Genomic DNA, 17,367 nt, shown 5'->3' with positions numbered 1-17,367 from the left:
TTTTATTTATAAAGAAAAACAAAGTGTGCAGGGATATTTCCGCCTTCGGTTTTCCATTTGAACTTTCCGTTTTGATCGAAACAATAGACAAATCCTGTGGAAACGTAATTTCTTGCATCGGTGATGTAAATGTCTTCTGTGATTGGGTTGACAGCAATTCCATACGGCGTTTTGATTGCGTCCACATATTCTTGGTCGATGATTTTGCTTGAGATGATCTGTTCCGTTTTTACATCTATAATTCCGAAAGATTTTGTGTAAGCATGCGTGTTGTAATTGAATTCGTTCCCATAATAATAGAGTTTACCATTTACGATTGTCATTTCACTTACGGCGATTTTGAAATCTTTTTTCATTATTCCCGTTTTGGAGTCAACCAAGAATAAGCTGGACGGAACATTGTAATAATCGCCTCTGGAACTCACATACAAATCGCCGTCATCGTCCTTTGCAATGTGATGAAGATTAATCGCTACATCAATTTTCCTAGTCTCGGTAAAAGTGTTCAAATCAACGACTGAAACGGTTCTATCGTAATTTGGAAAACGGTAGCCACCTGAGTTTGCAACGTAAAGATTGCTTCCGACAATCGCCATTTCTTCCGGCTGATAACCCACGACAACCTCGCGTTTTATGGCAAGTGAGACTGTATCAATCTCAGCAACTTTTCCAAGCGGTGCATTGGGATCAAGAACAACCGGACCTGCGTAACTTGAAGCATACACTTTCCCGTCTTTGAAAGTCACATAACGGCAGTTTTCAAGATTAATAGTTTTGATTCTTTTAGCCGTTTTAGCTTCCAGAACTTCGATTTTATTAGACACATTGATGACTGCATACATCTTACTTCCATAAATTTTGATGTCGTTGCCAACATCACCAAGCTCTTTTACAACATTTGGATTAATTTCGGAGTAGATATTCCTGTGATAAGTTCCAGTCATATAATCGAAGAAATCCAAAGTCGCCTTGTTAGTTCCCATATTGCCTTCATTCAAAAGATAAAATCCTTTGATAGCTGTATTTTCCGGTTGAGAAAGACCTTCTTCGACTTCTTCTCGAATGATGATATCGTCCGTTCTGCAAGACATTAAATTAATCAATGCAAAAGCTATTAAAATTAGATTTAGTTTTCTCATAATGTGAAACTTACAACAAGTTTAAAATTTCGTCCTGGCATTGGATAACTTAAAACCACTTCATAGAATTGATTGAAAATGTTGTTCACTTCCAAGCTTGTTTTGAATTGATAGTTTTTCCAATTGATTTTTTTCTGAATCGATAGATCGTGTGTGTACCAAGGCTGGATGTAGTTGAACGCAATATTGTTCTGACTCACATCATAACGCTCGCCAACATACATAAAACTGTAATTGAACGACCAATCTTTGCAATCTGACATCAGCGTAAATGTTCCTGAATGCCAAGGTGTGTAAGGAATCTGGTCGCCAAAATAAGGGTCTTTTCGATCAGAAAAATCTCGCGCACTCTGATAAGTATAGCTTAGTAAAGGCTTTATTTTTAAATTTCCAAATTGTAATTCAGCTTGTAGATTTACATCGGTTCCGATAATCTCAACTTCGCCCAGATTGTACATTGTCCAGCGGAACATACTTCCGTTGGGCGCGGCGATGATTTTGTCCTGAACTGCATTGAAGTAAGTATCAATCTTTGCATAAAAAGACTGAAAGGTTTGATTTTTATAAAATTTCTGATAAGTGAAACCAACATTATACTGATTGGTGAATTCTGGCTTCAAAAATGTATTTCCGATATTGGTGTAATATAAATCGTTGAAAGTCGGCATCCTGAACATTCTTTTATAAAATGCTCTCAATATAAAGTCATTAGAAAGTTGATAACTTAAAAAAGTAGCTGGTGTCCACTCGTTCTTATCCGGAGATTTGGCATTCATTTCTACTTCCTCGTGTACAAAAGTTCCCAATAGACTTGTTAAAAATTTAAACTTACCAAATTCATAAGTGGTTGCAAAAGCAGCTAGTGAAGTATAACGAGTCGGGAATGAAAAGTTATAAATCCCCGTCCCAAAAGCATCCATATTGTTATATTGAAAATCAAAATTGGCGCTAAAATCCCACTTCGGTGTAATTGAGTAAAGATTAGATGAGGACAAATAAACCTCTCTCTGAATATATTGATTATTGATTTTTATAGATGAAACTGTATCAATAAAATGCGTGTAATCATAAGCAAATTTAGCTTTGAATTGTGTCTCCAATTTTGGAAACAGTATCTTTCTGAAATTAGCCTGAACAAAATAATTTTCATCAACCATCCGTTGTCCTCTGGCACCAAATCTATTATTAACAATCGCTCCCGGAATTCCACGGTTGGATAGATAACCGTAACCTCGGATGTTCCAGCTTCCATTATTGAGAGTTCCGTGAAGGTTGGTTTCGAAGCGTCTGGCTTTGATGTCAGAATCAAATCGTTTGGCAATCGTGTCATAAGCCGTTTCACCATCAGGATATTTCTTGCGGTATCGAAATTTATAAATCCCATCACTCTGTAAAAATTCTGAACTGAAACTTGCTGAAATTTTATCTGAAATCTTTTGTTCCAATCGAAATGATGGATTGAACAAATCAATAGAACTGTTCTTCACTCTCAGAACGAGATTTGTTTTTTTATCAAGTTTAAAACTGGGTGTTTTGGGCTGAAGATAAATCGAACCAGAAGATCCGAAATCCTTTGCAGGCTGGAAAATTTCGGATTTTTGTCCGTTGTAAAGTGAAATTTCCTCAATGTCATCCAAAGAAAACCTTCCTAAATCGACTAATCCATTTTGAGCATTTCCGAGTTGGATGCCCTCATAGAAAACGCCAACGTGCTGGCTTCCCATACTTCGAATATTGATGGTTTTCATTCCACCTATTCCACCGTAATCTTTGATTTGGACACCTGAGAAATATCTCAGTGCATCTGCAACAGATTGGCTATTCAGTCTTTCCAGTTGTTCTCCGGAAAGCGTTTGAGCTGGCAAGATTTTTTTAAAATTCTTTTTGTAAACTTCTACTTTTAGAATTTCCGTTTCGGCAACCGTATCCTTTTTTGACTGGGAAAAACAAAAGGATGAGGCTGTTACAAATATTGAAACAGCGGTTCTAAAAAACCGGAAAGTAAGTCGTGTCACCATTAGCTCATATCGAATAATGATGACGCTAATGGAGGTAAGAAAGCAAGGATAATGCACAGTGTATGCTGTACAAAATCATTGTTGACTAAGCTTTATTCCACGAAAGCGTCAAATATTAAACTTCTGGCAGGTCTCCTGACTTACTTCGTTTTTGAAATCCTTCCCATCCGCACAAGCAAACAGTGGATACAATTTTCAAAAACCTTTGTGTGAAGCTTACAGTAGCGGGTCTGCTCCGGATTTTCACCGGATTCCCTATTAAGCGCTTTTTACGGCTCACCAGATTGGCGCAAAGATATATAAAATAGATTTATAAAATATGATTTGACCTGTTTTAAAAAAATCAAACGCAAAGTCAAAACAATCAATAGTTTAAGTTTTCATAAAAGAGATTGAAAAATAATTTACAATTAAATCAAAAACATTTTTTTCCATTTGGCAACGGTATTTCTACTTAGCTGGAAATGATTTGCCAATTGAGAATCGTTCAGCTTCTTCTTCTTTTTGTAATCCAAAATTTCCAGAATTGTGGTTTTGTTGTAAGACTTGTATTTCTGATTGTCAGCTTTACCAAAAATAATTTTGTTCAGTGCTATCACATCCAGCTCAGAAAGATTAGACTTTTTAAGAATTAGGGCACAGTCGTTTTGCTTATTCGGATATTTATTTTGAATAATATCAGTATAAATATTTTTATAATTTGGTTTCATCTGTTGTGTTTATTTTGTTTTTATACATCCATTTGTAAAGTGTAGTTTTGGGAATATTATATCTTTCTATCACTTCGCTTTTGGTCATTTCTTTGGACTCGATCTGTTCTAAAATAAAATCGATGACTTCCTGCGTATAGATGTTTTTTCTAAAAGTTGGCAAAGCCGTTTTTTTAACATTTTGATTTTGCAGTACTTTGGTTGGCGGCGAATAGAAAATCAAATGTTGGGAATAAATCCTGAAAAAATCATAGGACAAAATTTTGCTCCACCTGAGTAGAATTTCAGAATCCAGACTTTCTTGCTCATACATTTGGAGAAGTTCAGTGTCCGAGCATTTCAGAAAGTTGCAAATCCTTTGATCTTCTATTTCACATTCGAGCACTCTTTGTTTGATAAGACCTCCAATGTGAATATTTTTAAAATTCAAAATTTTGTCTGTGGAGTCGGAATTAGCCATTTGCGTTACTTAGATATTATTAGCAAAAGAAACAAACTCTCCCGAAATGACCATAAAATCACACACCCAATAGATACCTACTTTGTTCTAATCCCTACTTGTGAGGGTTTCGGCAAATCACAAACTGAAATCTGTAAAGAAGAATTTAATCCAATAATAAAAAAAGTGAACTAAGCGAGCAATATTTTGTCCGGCGTTATCGGCAGATCTCTCAATCTTTTTCCGACCGCATTGTAAATTGCATTGGCAATTGCAGGAGCAGTTCCTATAATTCCCACTTCGCCCAATCCTTTTGCACCCGTCGGATTGATATTCGGATCTGGCTTTCCGATGAAGGCGACTTCAATCATTGGTGCATCTGCATTGACAGGGAAATGATAACCTGCGAGATCGTTGGCAATCAAACCTCCAAGTTTCGCATCTACCATTTGTTCTTCCATCAGAGCCATTCCGATTCCTCCGACAGCGGCACCTGACATTTGATTGGCTGCAGCTTTGTCGTTGACAATTTTTCCACCATCGGCGACGCAGACCATTTTTTCAATTTTTACTTTGCCCGTTTTGGTGTTCACTCTCAACTTGCAAAAATGTGCGGCAGACGAACAAAAGGAGTATTTCTTGCGTTCTTCGCCAGGTCCAGAATTTCCTTCGACTTCAAGAACATCAAGATTGTTTTTCTTCCAGATTTGGTCATAAGAAACAAAGTCTTTAGTGGTCTTCTTCAAAGCAATTCCTTTGTCCGAAAGCAAAATATCATCTGGTTTTACATTCTTAAATTTATCATTTTGCAGAGAAGCAAATTCCGTTAATTTTATTTTTAAAGCTTTACTCACTTCCACAACAGCGCCACTCACAGACGACATTCCATTACTTCCACCTTGACTTGGCGCAGGCGGTAAATTAGAATTACCCAACTCAATTTTGATATTATTTTTAGGAATTCCCGTGATGTCGTGGGCAATATTCTGCATGCCAGTTCCGGTTCCGGTTCCAATATCTGTCATTGCAGTCTGCACAGTGATGACGCCATTTTTCTGCATTCTGATCGCCGCACTCGCCTTTCCTCGGCCAGCATTCCACATTCCCACTGCCATTCCGTATCCAATCTTCCAATCACCATCTGAAGTCTGATTTGGCAAGGGTTTTCTTTCATTCCAATTGATCATCTTGGCACCCATTTCAATACATTCATTCAAATAATTGGTGGACCAAGGTAGTCCAGTTTCGGGATTTTTGTCTAGAGCAATATTTTTCAATCGCAATGCTACCGGATCTTGATTCAGTTTATAAGATAATTCGTCAATGGCAGATTCTATGGCAAAATCGCCGGTACAATCGCCAGGGCCACGCATCCAAGTTGGTGTGCTTAGATTTAGTGGGACTATTGAAGATTCAGCTTTTAGATTTTCGAAATTGTAAATCAATCGGGTGACGCGGGTAATTCCTTCAGAGAAGTTTTCATAGACCGATGTTCCGTTTTTCGCCTGATGCCAGATTCCAGAAAATTTCCCAGAAGCGTCTGCACCCAACTTTATTTTTTGCCAAGATGCTGGCCGATAACCAGTTCCTGCAAACATTTGAGGTCTGGTAAGCATTAGTTTTAACGGGCGTTTTATCATTTTCGCTCCCATCACAGCGGCCAAAGCGTGAGGCCAAACCCTCAATCCAGATCCAAAACCGCCACCCACAAATTCACTGATGACTTCTATATTTTTTTCAGGAATCGAAAATAAGCCGGCAAAAACGCGTTGTACATTGTTCACACCTTGGTTCTTATCGTGTAGTTTTAGCTGATCGTCACTTACCCATTCTGCGATGGTAGCGTGCATTTCCATTGGATTATGCACTTCTGCCTTGATGTTATATTCTTCTTCGACAACATAAGGCGAAGAAGTCCATGAACTTAAATTTCCACGTTCTTTTCCTTCGACTTTGAGTTCTGATTTTGGATGGGAAGACTCGAAATCTACATTGAAATTATCCTTATTGTATTTTACCTCAACCAATGATGCCGCGTAAGTTGCTTCTTCCAAAGTTTCAGCGATGACCATTGCAATTGGTTGTCCCTTAAAATAAATCTTATCTGTATGAAAAACAGGCAATCCGAATTTTGATTCCTTAATTTTGGTCTCATCTGCGAAACCCGGAACGATTGGTTTATGTTGATGCGTAATAATATCGATGACACCAGCAACTTCCTTCGCCACTTCAAGATTTATACTTTGGATCGTGCCAGACGGAACAGTGCTTCCAACCAAAACGGCATAAGCAACATTCTTAACAGAATATTCCGCACTGAATTTCCCTTTCCCAGTGACTTTAGCAATGGCTTCTACTCGACCCTCTGCAGACGGTGAAAAATTTTGTTGATCATTAAAAAATCCCATGATAGAATTGTTTTTTGCAGTTAAGCTTTAATTAAATTGAAATACAATTTTGAAGAGCCGTCACGATTGCTCCTTTTAACATCTCTACTTTGAAACCATTGTGTGAAAGCGGTTTCAAATCCTTGATAGCGATGTTTGCCGCTTGTGTAAAATTGTCCACACTGGCTTCCTTTCCTTTTAAGAATTTTTCGGCTTCGTACCAACGCCAAGGTTTGTGAGCGACGCCACCTGAAGCCAATCTCGCCTCAGCAATTCTGTTTTTTTTCAAATCAAGTCCAGCTGCAACCGAAACCAAAGCAAATGCATAAGAATCCCGATCGCGAACCTTGACATAAGCATAATTTTTATTAAAAGAATTCTCAGGAATTTCAATCGAGGTAATCAATGCTTTCTCAGGTAAGTTATTGTCTTTCTGAGGTGTTGATTCTGGAAGTTTATGAAAATCAATAAAATTGATTGTGGTATTTTTTTGATTATTATCAAGAATATTAACTTTTGCGTCCAATGCCACCAACGCCACACAAAAATCTGAAGGGTGGACGGCAACGCATTGCTCATTGTAGCCAATCACAGCGCTCATTCTGTTTTCTCCATGGATGGCACTGCAACCGCTATTCGGTTTTCTTTTGTTGCACGGCGTGGTCACATCATAGAAATACGGACAGCGCGTTCTTTGCAACAGATTTCCACCAGTGGACGCCATATTTCGAATTTGTGGCGATGCTCCCGCCAAGATTGCTTTTGAAATGAGTGGATATTCGGATAAGATTCTTTCGTGATTTGCAACCGCCGTGTTACTTGCCATTGCTCCAATTCGGATAGATCTCGATTGCTTCTCGATTTTATTAGATAAGGCAGAAGTTACATCCACCACAGAATCGGGTTGTGCAATATCTTTCTTCATCAAATCAATCAAATTGGTACCGCCAGCGATGTATTTTGAATCTCCGATGTTGGACGACAAAACCGCTTTTACAGTTTCTTCTTTTATGTAATTGAATGGTTTCATTTGGCTGCAACTTTTTGAATGGATTTTACAATTCCGTTATAAGCTCCGCAACGGCAAAGATTACCGCTCATATATTCCTTGATTTCTGCTACAGATCCGGTGTGACCTTCTTTTACGCAAGCAACTGCTGACATGATTTGTCCAGGCGTACAGTAGCCACATTGGAAACCATCGCATTCGATAAAAGCTTGTTGCATCGGGTGAAGATCGTCGCCTTGTGCAAGACCTTCTATCGTTGTAATTTCTTTTCCGGGAAGCATTGCTGTAAATGTCAGACAACTCAATGCTCTTTGTCCATCGATATGAACGGTGCACGCGCCACATTGTCCGTGGTCACAACCTTTTTTTGCGCCAGTCAATTGCAGGTTTTCCCTTAGCAGATCCAAAAGTGTGGTGCGAGTGTCGCTGTCAACGTTATACATTTTTTTATTAATGGATAATTTGACAGGAATTACTTTCTTCGAAGGGACAAAGATATTTTTCACATCATTATAAAATCCTTTGACGGAAGAAGGAATAGCTGCAAAGAAGGTCAGCAAACCTGTATATTTTATGAAGGTACGTCTGTTATAATTTCCCATATCATTTACAAATTAGATTTTCATTAATAAATATAGGACATTTCGGCAAGACAAAAATTTTATCCTTCTTGATTTCGACAGATTTAGAATCATTTTAATTAAGGATAATCATAATTTCAAAATAGAAAAAAGCAGGGAAATTCCTGCTTTGATAGTTATATTAATGAATGTCTTATTCGCTTTACTTTGGAAAATCTGTCCAGGAATAACTCTTGTGAACAATCTTCCAAGAGCCTTGATATTTCAATAATAAAAAATAATCTGTAAAAGTTCTGACATTCGGGATCACGATTTCAGCTTTTGCAATGGCCGCATCTTTTTCGATATCAATTGAGATTATTTTTCCAATCCTATTGACTTTTTCACCGACTTTCACATTCGAAATATATTCTTCACCGGAGCGTATCCACAAAGAATCTTTGGCAACGGTATATAAATTAAAATCCGGATGAAACGCTTTTCGAAGTCTTGTTGGTTGTCCGTTTGCTGTACCTTCAATGTAATCAAGCAACGTTTCCTTGACTTGCTCTGAATCAGTTTTCGCAACATTGACCGTTTTAAAATTAGTCTTTAAAATTTTCACTACTTCGTTTGCCACTTTGAGAGCCGAACTTGGATCTTGTCCAGTTACAAATCTCCCATCAACGATATGAAAACCGTCGCCAGCTTCCTCGGAATAGACAAAATTTCCCTCGTTCTTTTTGATAGCTTGGTTGATTGAAAATGGAAATGCCTTGTAATATTCCATCTCCGTATTTTCAAATTTGTCAGGATAACCTGTTATTTTTCTTCCGGCGTAGAGCGATTTTCCTTTATTATCTTTTAAAAATGCAATTCCGGCTGTTCCGTGACAGATTGTTGAAACCACTCCATTTCTATTGTAAATAGTTCTTGCAATTCTTTGGATCATCGGGTCTTCCGCAACGCCAAACATTGCAGCGCCGCCTCCACTGTAGAAAATCGCGACGTAATGGTTTGCATCAATTTCATTGGGCTTTTTTGTATGTTCCAATTTGCCCATAAACCACGCATCGTACAAAAATTTCTTTTGCAAACTATCCGATGAATTGATATAGCCAATTGGGATCGCGCCACCTTTCGGACTGATGAAATCGACCTGATAACCATCTTTTACAAAAACATCATACGGAACAACAATTTCCTCGAAATGATTGGCTGTACTGATTTTGGTGTTTCCATAGAAATCTTGATTGGAGGTGACAAATAGGATTTTATTTTGAGCTTGAATAGGTGTATTACAACCAATTACAGACAAAATTAACACAAATAAAATATTCAATTTTTGAGTCATCATCATTTTTGATTTTAATGAAATTAATATTGACTATTTTGATTTCGTTGCAGGAACTTCCACCGTTTTGTGCGGCGTTCTTGTTGAAATTTTATCGACTAGAAACCAACCATCTTTCGTTTTCATCAAATTAAAATAATCCGTGAAAAGCAGTTTCGAAGTACTGATTTCCACTTTGGCAACTGCCGCAGTATTTGTGACATCAATAAAAACAATTCGCCCAGACCAATTGCTGGATTTTGCGTGAGGCGCAGTATTGAAACGCTTCATATATTTTGCTTTTTTGATGATGTTCAACTGTTGGTCGTCCTCCAGATATTTAAGTTGCCAAGAGTCGTGAAAGGATTTTGAAACCTTCACAGAATCACTTGTTCCTACGCCATCGATGTACAGATTTAAAGTTTTTTCGATTTGATGCCAATCGCTCGATTTGTCGTCAGTTTGGGCATTTACATTCAGAAATAAAAGATTGAACCCAATCAATAAAAGTACTTTTCTCATTTTTTTAAAGATTTAAAATTGTTAAAATTAATGAGTACAAATATCTGGGAAACGCTTTATTTAAAGGCTTTCATTTATAGTTTAGAAGTTCGGATCTATAAAATAGAACTTATTTGGAATGTAATTTCTGGTATTCTGCTGGTGTAGAACCGGTGATTTTTTTGAACGCGTTGAAAAAAGTTGATTTTGAACTGAAGCCACTATCGTAACCCAAACCTTCGATGGTGAAATTGCTTTCAGTTCGCAAGAGTTGTTTTGCTTTTTCAATCCGGTATTCTTTGATGAGATTGGTAAAAGATTTACCTAAGGTTTCATTGATGTATTGAGATAAAAGATGCTTTGTGACTTGCAGTTCTTTTGAAACGATTTCTAAAGTAAGATTTGGATCGAGGAACAGTTCTTTTTCAACGATTATTGAAAGTTTTTGTTCCATAAGATTCAAAGTTTCCTGGTCAATTGCTTTGTTCTTGTATTTTTCTTTTTCTTGAAAAAAAGTGGTTTCTCGGCTATTTCTGAAAATAACAAGCAGGAGAATTAAATAAAAAACAAAAGAAAACGACAAGGCTCCGACAATGTATGATGCATAAGCTCCAAATTTATAAGCCAACCAAATCACAACCACGCCAAAATAAATGCTGAGCAACCAAACATCAAGATCTTTTAATTTTTCTTTCTCTTTTAGTTTTTTGAAAATAGGTTTCAGATATTTAAATGAAGCTATGATGTAAATCAACCATTGAAGATAAATTCCCGTCACAATCCAATTGCTCCAAATTTTGCGGTGCTCCACATAAGGATAGAAAATTCCTAGAATTGTAATTCCAATGATATAGGGAATTGTATGAATGAGCCAATTGGATTTATCTTGATTTGAATAAGATCTGAGATATAAAAACAAAAACGGTCCAATCAAAACACAAGCAGAAAGCCCGATCTGAATAAAAACATTGGACAACTGCGGATTGAAATAGAAAAAAACAGACTTGATAATTCTAATACTTAAAACCAATAACAACAACGCTAAAAAATAGTTGGCGAAAATCTTCTTCTTGGCATTGACTGCAAAATATATCGATAGCAGAAAACCATTGAACGCGCCTAACGCACTAAAAAAGAAAAGCAACTGATTGGGCTCTGTCATTATTAAAGTAAAAAATTATCATTGCTAAAATACTAAAATTAAATCAAGCTAAGGATTGATTAAGACCAGCATTTCATAATTTAATTTTTAATTAAAATCCTATTTATCAGGTATTCTTCACAAGTAGCACATTATTTGTAACTGCTAATCGAAAGTCATTCTAAAATGGAAAAAGAAACAAAAAAGAAAATCAGACCTCAGCAAAAACAAAGGCGTCCGGGTTTGGAAGAAAAGATGAATCCGCTTCCAAAAACGCACCCAATTGATTATCCAAAGGGTGGAAAACTCAAAGATAAAGTGGCCATCATCACTGGTGGCGACAGTGGTATTGGAAAAGCGGTTGCTTTGCTTTTTGCAAAAGAAGGGGCGAAGATTGTCATTGCCTATCTCAGCGAAACAAAAGATGCGAAGGAAACTAAAAAGGAAGTTGAAGCTTACAGTGCGGATTGCAAAATCATCAAAGCTGACCTGTCCAAAGAAAATCAATGTAAAAAAATCATCAGCGAAACCATAAAAAGTTTTGGAAAAATCGATATTCTGGTCAACAATGCCGCTTTGCATTGGGATTCAGAATCTATAGAGGAAATTTCGACAGAACAACTTTTACGAACATTTCAGAATAATTTTTTCTCTTATTTCTGGACCACAAAATACGCCTTGAAACATCTTAAAAAAGGCGCAAGCATCATCAACACATCATCCGTTACCGCTTACAGAGGCAGTCCTGAATTGATAGATTACGCTTCTACCAAAGGTGCAATCATTTCTTTCACTAGAAGTTTGTCTGCAAACCTTGTTGAAAAAGGAATTCGTGTGAACGCCGTTGCGCCAGGACCAATTTGGACTCCACTCATCGCATCATCATTTAAACCAAAAAAGAATTCAGAATTCGGGAGCGATTCGCCAATGAAACGTGCCGGAATGCCAAATGAAGTGGCACCAAGTTTTCTATTTCTGGCAAGCGATGATTCCAGTTTCATCAGCGGACAAGTTCTTCATCCGAATGGCGGGGAAATTGTAAATGGATAAATCATATTAATAAAAATCAATCACAAAAATAAAATATTATGTCAACACAAGATCTTACAAGCCAAGAGGCTATCGAAAAAATCAAGGAACTTTCTGAAAAAGCGAGAATCTGTATGTTTTGCACGGAACTCGACAGATTGCCCGTAAATTCCAGACCGATGGGACTTCAGGAAACCGACGAAAACGGAAATCTTTGGTTCATCAGCAGTGAAACGAGCAACAAAAATTTCGAAATCAAAGAAGACAAACGCGTTCAGCTTTACTTTATGAACAACAGCAACTCAGAATATCTTTCTGTTTTTGGTGATGCGTTCATCTACACGGATCGATCAACCATCGAGGAGAAATGGTCTCCAATGGCCAATGCCTGGTTCGACGGAAAAGAAGATCCCAACGTTTCCATCATCCGAGTTGAGCCGAAAGAAACTTACTATTGGGACACAAAAGCTGGAAAATTAGTAAGTCTTCTTACTTTCGCCACAGCAGCAATCACGGGAAACAAAACCGATAATTCTGACGGTGTAGAAGGAACAGCGAAAATCTAAACACACAATCAAATCGATATTTCTCCAACAAGATTTTTCTTTGTTGGAGATTTTTTTCTATAATTAAGAACCTGATTTACATTGATAAGTTTATTAACCAGATAGGAACATATTTTTATGTCTAGATTTAAGATAAAATAGCAGTAATTAGTCCTATTTTATCTTTTTAAAAGTGAATATGCACTTTTTCTATGTGTCTATATGGTTTTATTACTTTTTTAAACAGGATCCACAATTACACAAAAACAATTGGTTAGCTTTTTGAATAGTAAATCTTAATCCAAACCCACACTTTTGAAACTCATCACATTTACAAACAAAGGTATTTACTGTCCGCAGGGGAAATTTTATATTGACCCTTGGCGACCTGTAGATTATGCGGTCATCACGCACGGACATGCCGACCACGCGCGTTGGGGAATGAAAAAATACCTTTGTCATCATTTCACAAAACCTATTTTACACCAAAGAATTTCTCCCGATATTGAGTGTCAGACTTTGCAGTACGGCGAGGTTTTAGACATTAATGGTGTCAAACTTTCGATGCATCCGGCTGGTCATATCATTGGTTCGGCGCAGATTCGTCTGGAATATAAAGGATATGTAAGCGTGATTTCGGGTGATTACAAAGTTCAGGACGATGGTTTGAGTACGCCTTTTGAATTGGTAAAATGTAATGAATTTGTAACTGAAAGTACGTTCGGACTTCCCATTTACAACTGGCTGGAAGTTCCGGATTTGAATAAGAGATTGCAGAATTGGGTCTTGAGAAATCAGGAAAATCAGAAGACTTCTGTATTCATCGGCTATTCTTTGGGTAAAGCGCAACGAATTATGAAAGCCGTCAAAGGAATGGGAAAAATCCACGTTCACTACTCGATTGGCAAACTTAATAAAGCTTTCGAAGAAGTGGGAATTGTGCTTCCTGATTATGAAGTTCCCGATTTCAGGGAAAGTGTCAAACACGTTGCCGGCGATATCGTAATTGTTCCGCCAGCATTGTTGGACAGCAATGTCATCAAAAAAATCCCCGATGCGGCGACAGCAATTTGTTCTGGCTGGATGCAGGTGCGCGGTGCCAGAAGATGGCGCAGTATGGATGCCGGTTTTCCGATGAGCGACCACGCCGACTGGAAAGGTTTGTTAGAGGCTGTCAAAGCCACAGAAGCAGAAATTGTTCACGTTACACACGGGCAAACCGAAGTTTTTTCAAAATACTTAAATGAATTGGGAATAAAATCTGACGTTGTAGAAACGCTTTATGGCGACGATGACGAAGAAGTGAGTGAAAAAGAATCTGCGGAAATTACAAAGATTTAAATTTAAAAGAATAAAAAAAACCGTTTCAAATTACTGAAAAGGTTTTTATTTTTTAGTGATAAGCTACTGCTTCGGGATCATCATTTTTGGAAGGCAGATTCATTAAAACAATTGCAAATAAAATCAAAGCAATTCCCAGCCATTGGATGAGAATGACTTCTTCTCTCAACAGTACAAAAGCCATCGTGACAGAAACCGGAAGTTCCAAAGATGAGATGATACTTCCCAATCCCAAACCTGCTTTTGGAAATCCGACATTAAACAAAATTGGTGGAATAATGGTTCCAAACAAAGCCAGCACAAATCCATACGTCCAGAAAATAGAAAAATCAAATGGGCGAATGTGCTGTGTATTCTCTGTGAAATTGAGGTAGAATGATCTCAGTCCATCAAAATACATCGGACCAATTTGTGCGAAAAATAAGAATAATAATACCACGACAGTTCCGCCTGTAAGCATCGTCATACTTTTTCTTAGAACCGGCAAATGTGTTGCTAAAGTATTGGATGTGAACATCGTCATCGTGAAAGATGCCGCAGCTAAAACGCCCCAAAAAATACCGTGCCAGTCGATTTCAACTTTCATATTGATCAAGTTGGTTGCTAGAATTGTTCCTGCTAAAACGATGATTACCGCGACAATTTTCCTTGCATTGGGTAATTTCTTTTTGATAAAACTCTCCACAACAACGCTAAACCAAACAGATTGCATCAACAACACAATTGCGATTGAAACATTGATGTATTGAACTGCGATGTAATAGAACAAACTGGTGAATCCCATAGAAGTTCCTGCCAACATCAGCATTCTGATCTCTTTGGGAGTTGGTTTTGATAATTGTTTTTTTGAGGTTTTGGTTTGGATGAGATTTAATATTAACAATCCGATGAATCCTAAGACGAACTGCGCTGTCGTGACCTCGGAAGTGGTGAATCCATCTTTGTAGGACATCTTTACAAACGTTGCCAGCATTCCGTAGATGCTCGCTCCGATTCCGACAAACAGGACGCCTTTTAATATGTTTTTTTTCTCCATAACTAATTTTGAGCCGGCGAATTTACGATATAAAATTTAAAATCAATTATATCTAGAATCTATCCGAAATGGAAAGTTGTTGATGTATTCACAGGGAAATCTTAGTTTTGAAATTAGAAACAAAACACAAGCTGTAAATCATTGATTTTAAAACATTTTAGGTAGCTTAATAAAATCAATGACATAAAAAAACCGCCTCGTTAAAAATGAGGCGGTTTCTATTATTTGAAAAAGAATTTTGGATTAGTTTCCTTCTTCCATTTTTCTTTTCAATTCTGCCAATACATCGATATCACCAAGTGTTGATTTTTCTTCGTTGTTAGAAGAAGATGATGTGTTGCTGTTGTTGTTAGATCTGTTAGAGTTATCTCTTACATTCTTTTTCTCTTCGTCACGGAAGATTCCTGTATGAGAAACCACTACTCTTTTGAATTCTTTGTTGAATTCGATCACTTTGAATTGAGCTTCGTCACCTTTTTTGATTTTAGATCCGTCTTCCTTCTCTAATAATCTTGATGGGCAGAATGCTTCAACTTCTACATCTTCGAACTGGATAGATGCACCTTTGTCGTGTACTTCAGTCGCTTTTCCAGCGTGTACAGTTCCTTCAGCGTATTTAGTTTCGAATTTATCCCAAGGGTTTTCAGTCAATTGTTTGTGACCTAGAGACAATCTTCTTGCTTGCGTATCCAATTCTAATACGATAACGTCTAATTTATCTCCAACTGCACAGAACTCAGATGGGTGCTTGATCTTCTTGGTCCAAGAAAGGTCTGAGATATAGATCAATCCATCGATTCCTTCTTCCAATTCTACGAATACTCCGAAGTTTGTGAAGTTTCTTACAGTTCCAACGTGTTGAGAACCTACTGGATATTTAGCTTCGATATTTTCCCAAGGATCTTTGTTCAATTGCTTGATACCTAGAGAGATCTTTCTGTCTTCTCTATCCAAAGTCAATACTTCTGCTTCTACCTCATCACCTACTTTCACAAAATCTCCTGCACTTCTCAAATGAGTAGACCAAGACATTTCAGAAACGTGGATCAATCCTTCTACACCTGGAGCGATCTCTACGAATGCACCATAGTCAGCAAGAACTACAACTTTTCCTTTTACTTTGTCACCAACTTTAAGGTCAGCAGAAAGAGCATCCCAAGGATGAGCTTCTAATTGCTTCATACCCAATTGGATTCTAGTTTTCTCATCATCAAAATCAAGGATAACAACTTTTACAGTTTGTCCGTCTTCCAAGATCTCAGATGGGTGGTTCACTCTAGACCAAGAAAGGTCTGTGATGTGGATCAATCCGTCAACACCTCCTAGATCTACGAATACACCGTAAGAAGTAATATTTTTAACAGTTCCTTCAAGAACCTGTCCTTTTTCTAATTGACCGATGATTTCTCTCTTCTGTCCTTCAAGATCCGCTTCGATAAGCGCTTTGTGAGATACCACTACGTTTTTGAACTCAGGGTTGATTTTCACAACTTTGAACTCCATAGTTTTACCTACGAACTGATCGTAATCTTTGATCGGCTTCACGTCGATCTGAGAACCTGGCAAGAATGCCTCGATTCCGTGAACATCAACGATCATACCTCCTTTAGTTCTAGATTTTACAAAACCGTTTACGATCTCTCCAGTTTCGTGAAGTTCGTTTACTCTATCCCAAGCTTTAAGCGTTCTAGCTTTTCTGTGCGATAACTGTAATTGTCCTGTTTTGTCCTCTCTTCTATCCACCATTACTTCAACTTCATCGCCTACTTTAAGACCTTGGTTGTAACGGAATTCGTTTAGAGAGATCACACCTTCAGATTTGAAGTTGATATCTACGATCGCCTCTTTATCAGTCAATCTTACCACTTTCCCGATGATCACATCGTTGTCTGCAAGATTGTTTAGAGAACCGTTGTAGATCTCTTCCAATTCTTTCTTCTCGCTTCTGTCTTCTGCGTTAAGACCTGATTCGAAAGAATCCCAATCAAATTGTTCTGGTGTTACGTTTTGGTTCAATAGAACCTCTGCTGAATTTGTCTCTTTTGACATTTTCTAAAAAAATTTGTATTCCTAATTTACTCAGACCTTGGCTTTGCTGTGACTCCTGAAAAATATGGAAGATGTTAATTGTTAATGTTTTACTTCGCCGAAAGTGCGTTCACAAAAGTGGTGCAAAATT

At 37.5% G+C, this 17,367-nt stretch carries 15 protein-coding genes and 1 riboswitch; of the genes, 3 read left to right on the top strand and 12 right to left on the bottom strand.

The features are described 5' to 3' along the window. Positions 1 to 2: 2 nt before the first annotated feature. The 10 genes from IO90_RS06230 to IO90_RS06185 all read right to left on the bottom strand — a co-directional run bounded on the left by IO90_RS06230 (position 3) and on the right by IO90_RS06185 (position 11,258). Entirely contained in the window at positions 3 to 1,139 is a 1,137-nt protein-coding gene (locus IO90_RS06230) for a YncE family protein (protein WP_034965037.1), read from the bottom strand. Then, the gene (locus tag IO90_RS06225; protein WP_051878361.1) at positions 1,136 to 3,157 is read right to left on the bottom strand and encodes a TonB-dependent receptor; all 2,022 of its coding nucleotides are present in this window, start codon (positions 3,155 to 3,157) and stop codon (positions 1,136 to 1,138) included. Before IO90_RS06225 ends, IO90_RS06230 begins: the two co-directional genes overlap by 4 nt. A gap of 107 nt (positions 3,158 to 3,264) precedes the next feature. Continuing rightward, positions 3,265 to 3,456: riboswitch (cobalamin riboswitch) on the bottom strand. A 111-nt stretch (positions 3,457 to 3,567) separates the two neighbouring features. After that, on the bottom strand, positions 3,568 to 3,867 hold the full coding sequence (locus IO90_RS06220; protein ID WP_034965035.1) for a hypothetical protein: 300 nt from the start codon (positions 3,865 to 3,867) through the stop codon (positions 3,568 to 3,570). Beyond that, positions 3,851 to 4,327, bottom strand: coding sequence for a transposase (locus tag IO90_RS06215; RefSeq protein WP_228374650.1), 477 nt, complete (start codon positions 4,325 to 4,327; stop codon positions 3,851 to 3,853). The genes IO90_RS06220 and IO90_RS06215 overlap by 17 nt, the downstream gene beginning before the upstream one ends. 170 nt (positions 4,328 to 4,497) lie before the next feature. Further along, positions 4,498 to 6,714 carry a xanthine dehydrogenase family protein molybdopterin-binding subunit gene (locus tag IO90_RS06210; RefSeq protein ID WP_034965034.1) on the bottom strand — a complete coding sequence of 739 codons (2,217 nt, stop codon included), beginning with the start codon at positions 6,712 to 6,714 and terminating at the stop codon, positions 4,498 to 4,500. A 31-nt stretch (positions 6,715 to 6,745) separates the two neighbouring features. After that, positions 6,746 to 7,723, bottom strand: coding sequence for an FAD binding domain-containing protein (locus IO90_RS06205; protein ID WP_034965032.1), 978 nt, complete (start codon positions 7,721 to 7,723; stop codon positions 6,746 to 6,748). After that, positions 7,720 to 8,304, bottom strand: a complete 585-nt coding sequence (locus IO90_RS06200) for a (2Fe-2S)-binding protein (protein ID WP_051878358.1) — start codon at positions 8,302 to 8,304, stop codon at positions 7,720 to 7,722. The genes IO90_RS06205 and IO90_RS06200 overlap by 4 nt, the downstream gene beginning before the upstream one ends. 181 nt (positions 8,305 to 8,485) lie before the next feature. Continuing rightward, entirely contained in the window at positions 8,486 to 9,604 is a 1,119-nt protein-coding gene (locus IO90_RS18590) for a nuclear transport factor 2 family protein (protein ID WP_165570247.1), read from the bottom strand. 45 nt (positions 9,605 to 9,649) lie between these two features. Continuing rightward, entirely contained in the window at positions 9,650 to 10,117 is a 468-nt protein-coding gene (locus IO90_RS06190; protein WP_034965031.1) for a nuclear transport factor 2 family protein, read from the bottom strand. A gap of 109 nt (positions 10,118 to 10,226) precedes the next feature. Continuing rightward, entirely contained in the window at positions 10,227 to 11,258 is a 1,032-nt protein-coding gene (locus IO90_RS06185; RefSeq protein ID WP_034965030.1) for a helix-turn-helix domain-containing protein, read from the bottom strand. A 165-nt stretch (positions 11,259 to 11,423) separates the two neighbouring features. Between IO90_RS06185 and IO90_RS06180 the strand changes: the two genes are divergently transcribed. The 3 genes from IO90_RS06180 to IO90_RS06170 all read left to right on the top strand — a co-directional run bounded on the left by IO90_RS06180 (position 11,424) and on the right by IO90_RS06170 (position 14,152). Further along, positions 11,424 to 12,287, top strand: coding sequence for an SDR family oxidoreductase (locus tag IO90_RS06180; protein ID WP_034965029.1), 864 nt, complete (start codon positions 11,424 to 11,426; stop codon positions 12,285 to 12,287). 38 nt (positions 12,288 to 12,325) lie between these two features. Beyond that, positions 12,326 to 12,832: a pyridoxamine 5'-phosphate oxidase family protein gene (locus IO90_RS06175; protein WP_034965028.1), complete on the top strand. Its 507-nt coding sequence runs from the start codon at positions 12,326 to 12,328 to the stop codon at positions 12,830 to 12,832. A gap of 294 nt (positions 12,833 to 13,126) precedes the next feature. Next, positions 13,127 to 14,152: a ligase-associated DNA damage response exonuclease gene (locus IO90_RS06170; RefSeq protein WP_034965026.1), complete on the top strand. Its 1,026-nt coding sequence runs from the start codon at positions 13,127 to 13,129 to the stop codon at positions 14,150 to 14,152. A gap of 52 nt (positions 14,153 to 14,204) precedes the next feature. On the opposite strand, the gene IO90_RS06165 is transcribed toward IO90_RS06170, so the two are convergent. Continuing rightward, entirely contained in the window at positions 14,205 to 15,188 is a 984-nt protein-coding gene (locus IO90_RS06165; protein WP_034965025.1) for an EamA family transporter, read from the bottom strand. 243 nt (positions 15,189 to 15,431) lie between these two features. Further along, positions 15,432 to 17,237, bottom strand: a complete 1,806-nt coding sequence (gene rpsA / locus IO90_RS06160) for a 30S ribosomal protein S1 (RefSeq protein ID WP_034965024.1) — start codon at positions 17,235 to 17,237, stop codon at positions 15,432 to 15,434. Between the last annotated feature and the right edge of the window lie 130 nt (positions 17,238 to 17,367).

Source organism: Chryseobacterium sp. FH1 (genome assembly GCF_000735135.1).
Lineage (GTDB): Bacteria > Bacteroidota > Bacteroidia > Flavobacteriales > Weeksellaceae > Epilithonimonas.
This window is presented reverse-complemented; position numbering and strand designations above follow the sequence as displayed.

Coding starts and splice junctions, on each gene's coding strand:
- IO90_RS06230 (WP_034965037.1), bottom strand. CDS start 1,139: ATGAGAAAACTAAATCTAATTTTAATAGCTTTTGCATTGATTAATTTA.
- IO90_RS06225 (WP_051878361.1), bottom strand. CDS start 3,157: ATGGTGACACGACTTACTTTCCGGTTTTTTAGAACCGCTGTTTCAATA.
- IO90_RS06220 (WP_034965035.1), bottom strand. CDS start 3,867: ATGAAACCAAATTATAAAAATATTTATACTGATATTATTCAAAATAAA.
- IO90_RS06215 (WP_228374650.1), bottom strand. CDS start 4,327: ATGGCTAATTCCGACTCCACAGACAAAATTTTGAATTTTAAAAATATT.
- IO90_RS06210 (WP_034965034.1), bottom strand. CDS start 6,714: ATGGGATTTTTTAATGATCAACAAAATTTTTCACCGTCTGCAGAGGGT.
- IO90_RS06205 (WP_034965032.1), bottom strand. CDS start 7,723: ATGAAACCATTCAATTACATAAAAGAAGAAACTGTAAAAGCGGTTTTG.
- IO90_RS06200 (WP_051878358.1), bottom strand. CDS start 8,304: ATGGGAAATTATAACAGACGTACCTTCATAAAATATACAGGTTTGCTG.
- IO90_RS06190 (WP_034965031.1), bottom strand. CDS start 10,117: ATGAGAAAAGTACTTTTATTGATTGGGTTCAATCTTTTATTTCTGAAT.
- IO90_RS06185 (WP_034965030.1), bottom strand. CDS start 11,258: ATGACAGAGCCCAATCAGTTGCTTTTCTTTTTTAGTGCGTTAGGCGCG.
- IO90_RS06180 (WP_034965029.1), top strand. CDS start 11,424: ATGGAAAAAGAAACAAAAAAGAAAATCAGACCTCAGCAAAAACAAAGG.
- IO90_RS06175 (WP_034965028.1), top strand. CDS start 12,326: ATGTCAACACAAGATCTTACAAGCCAAGAGGCTATCGAAAAAATCAAG.
- IO90_RS06165 (WP_034965025.1), bottom strand. CDS start 15,188: ATGGAGAAAAAAAACATATTAAAAGGCGTCCTGTTTGTCGGAATCGGA.
- rpsA (WP_034965024.1), bottom strand. CDS start 17,237: ATGTCAAAAGAGACAAATTCAGCAGAGGTTCTATTGAACCAAAACGTA.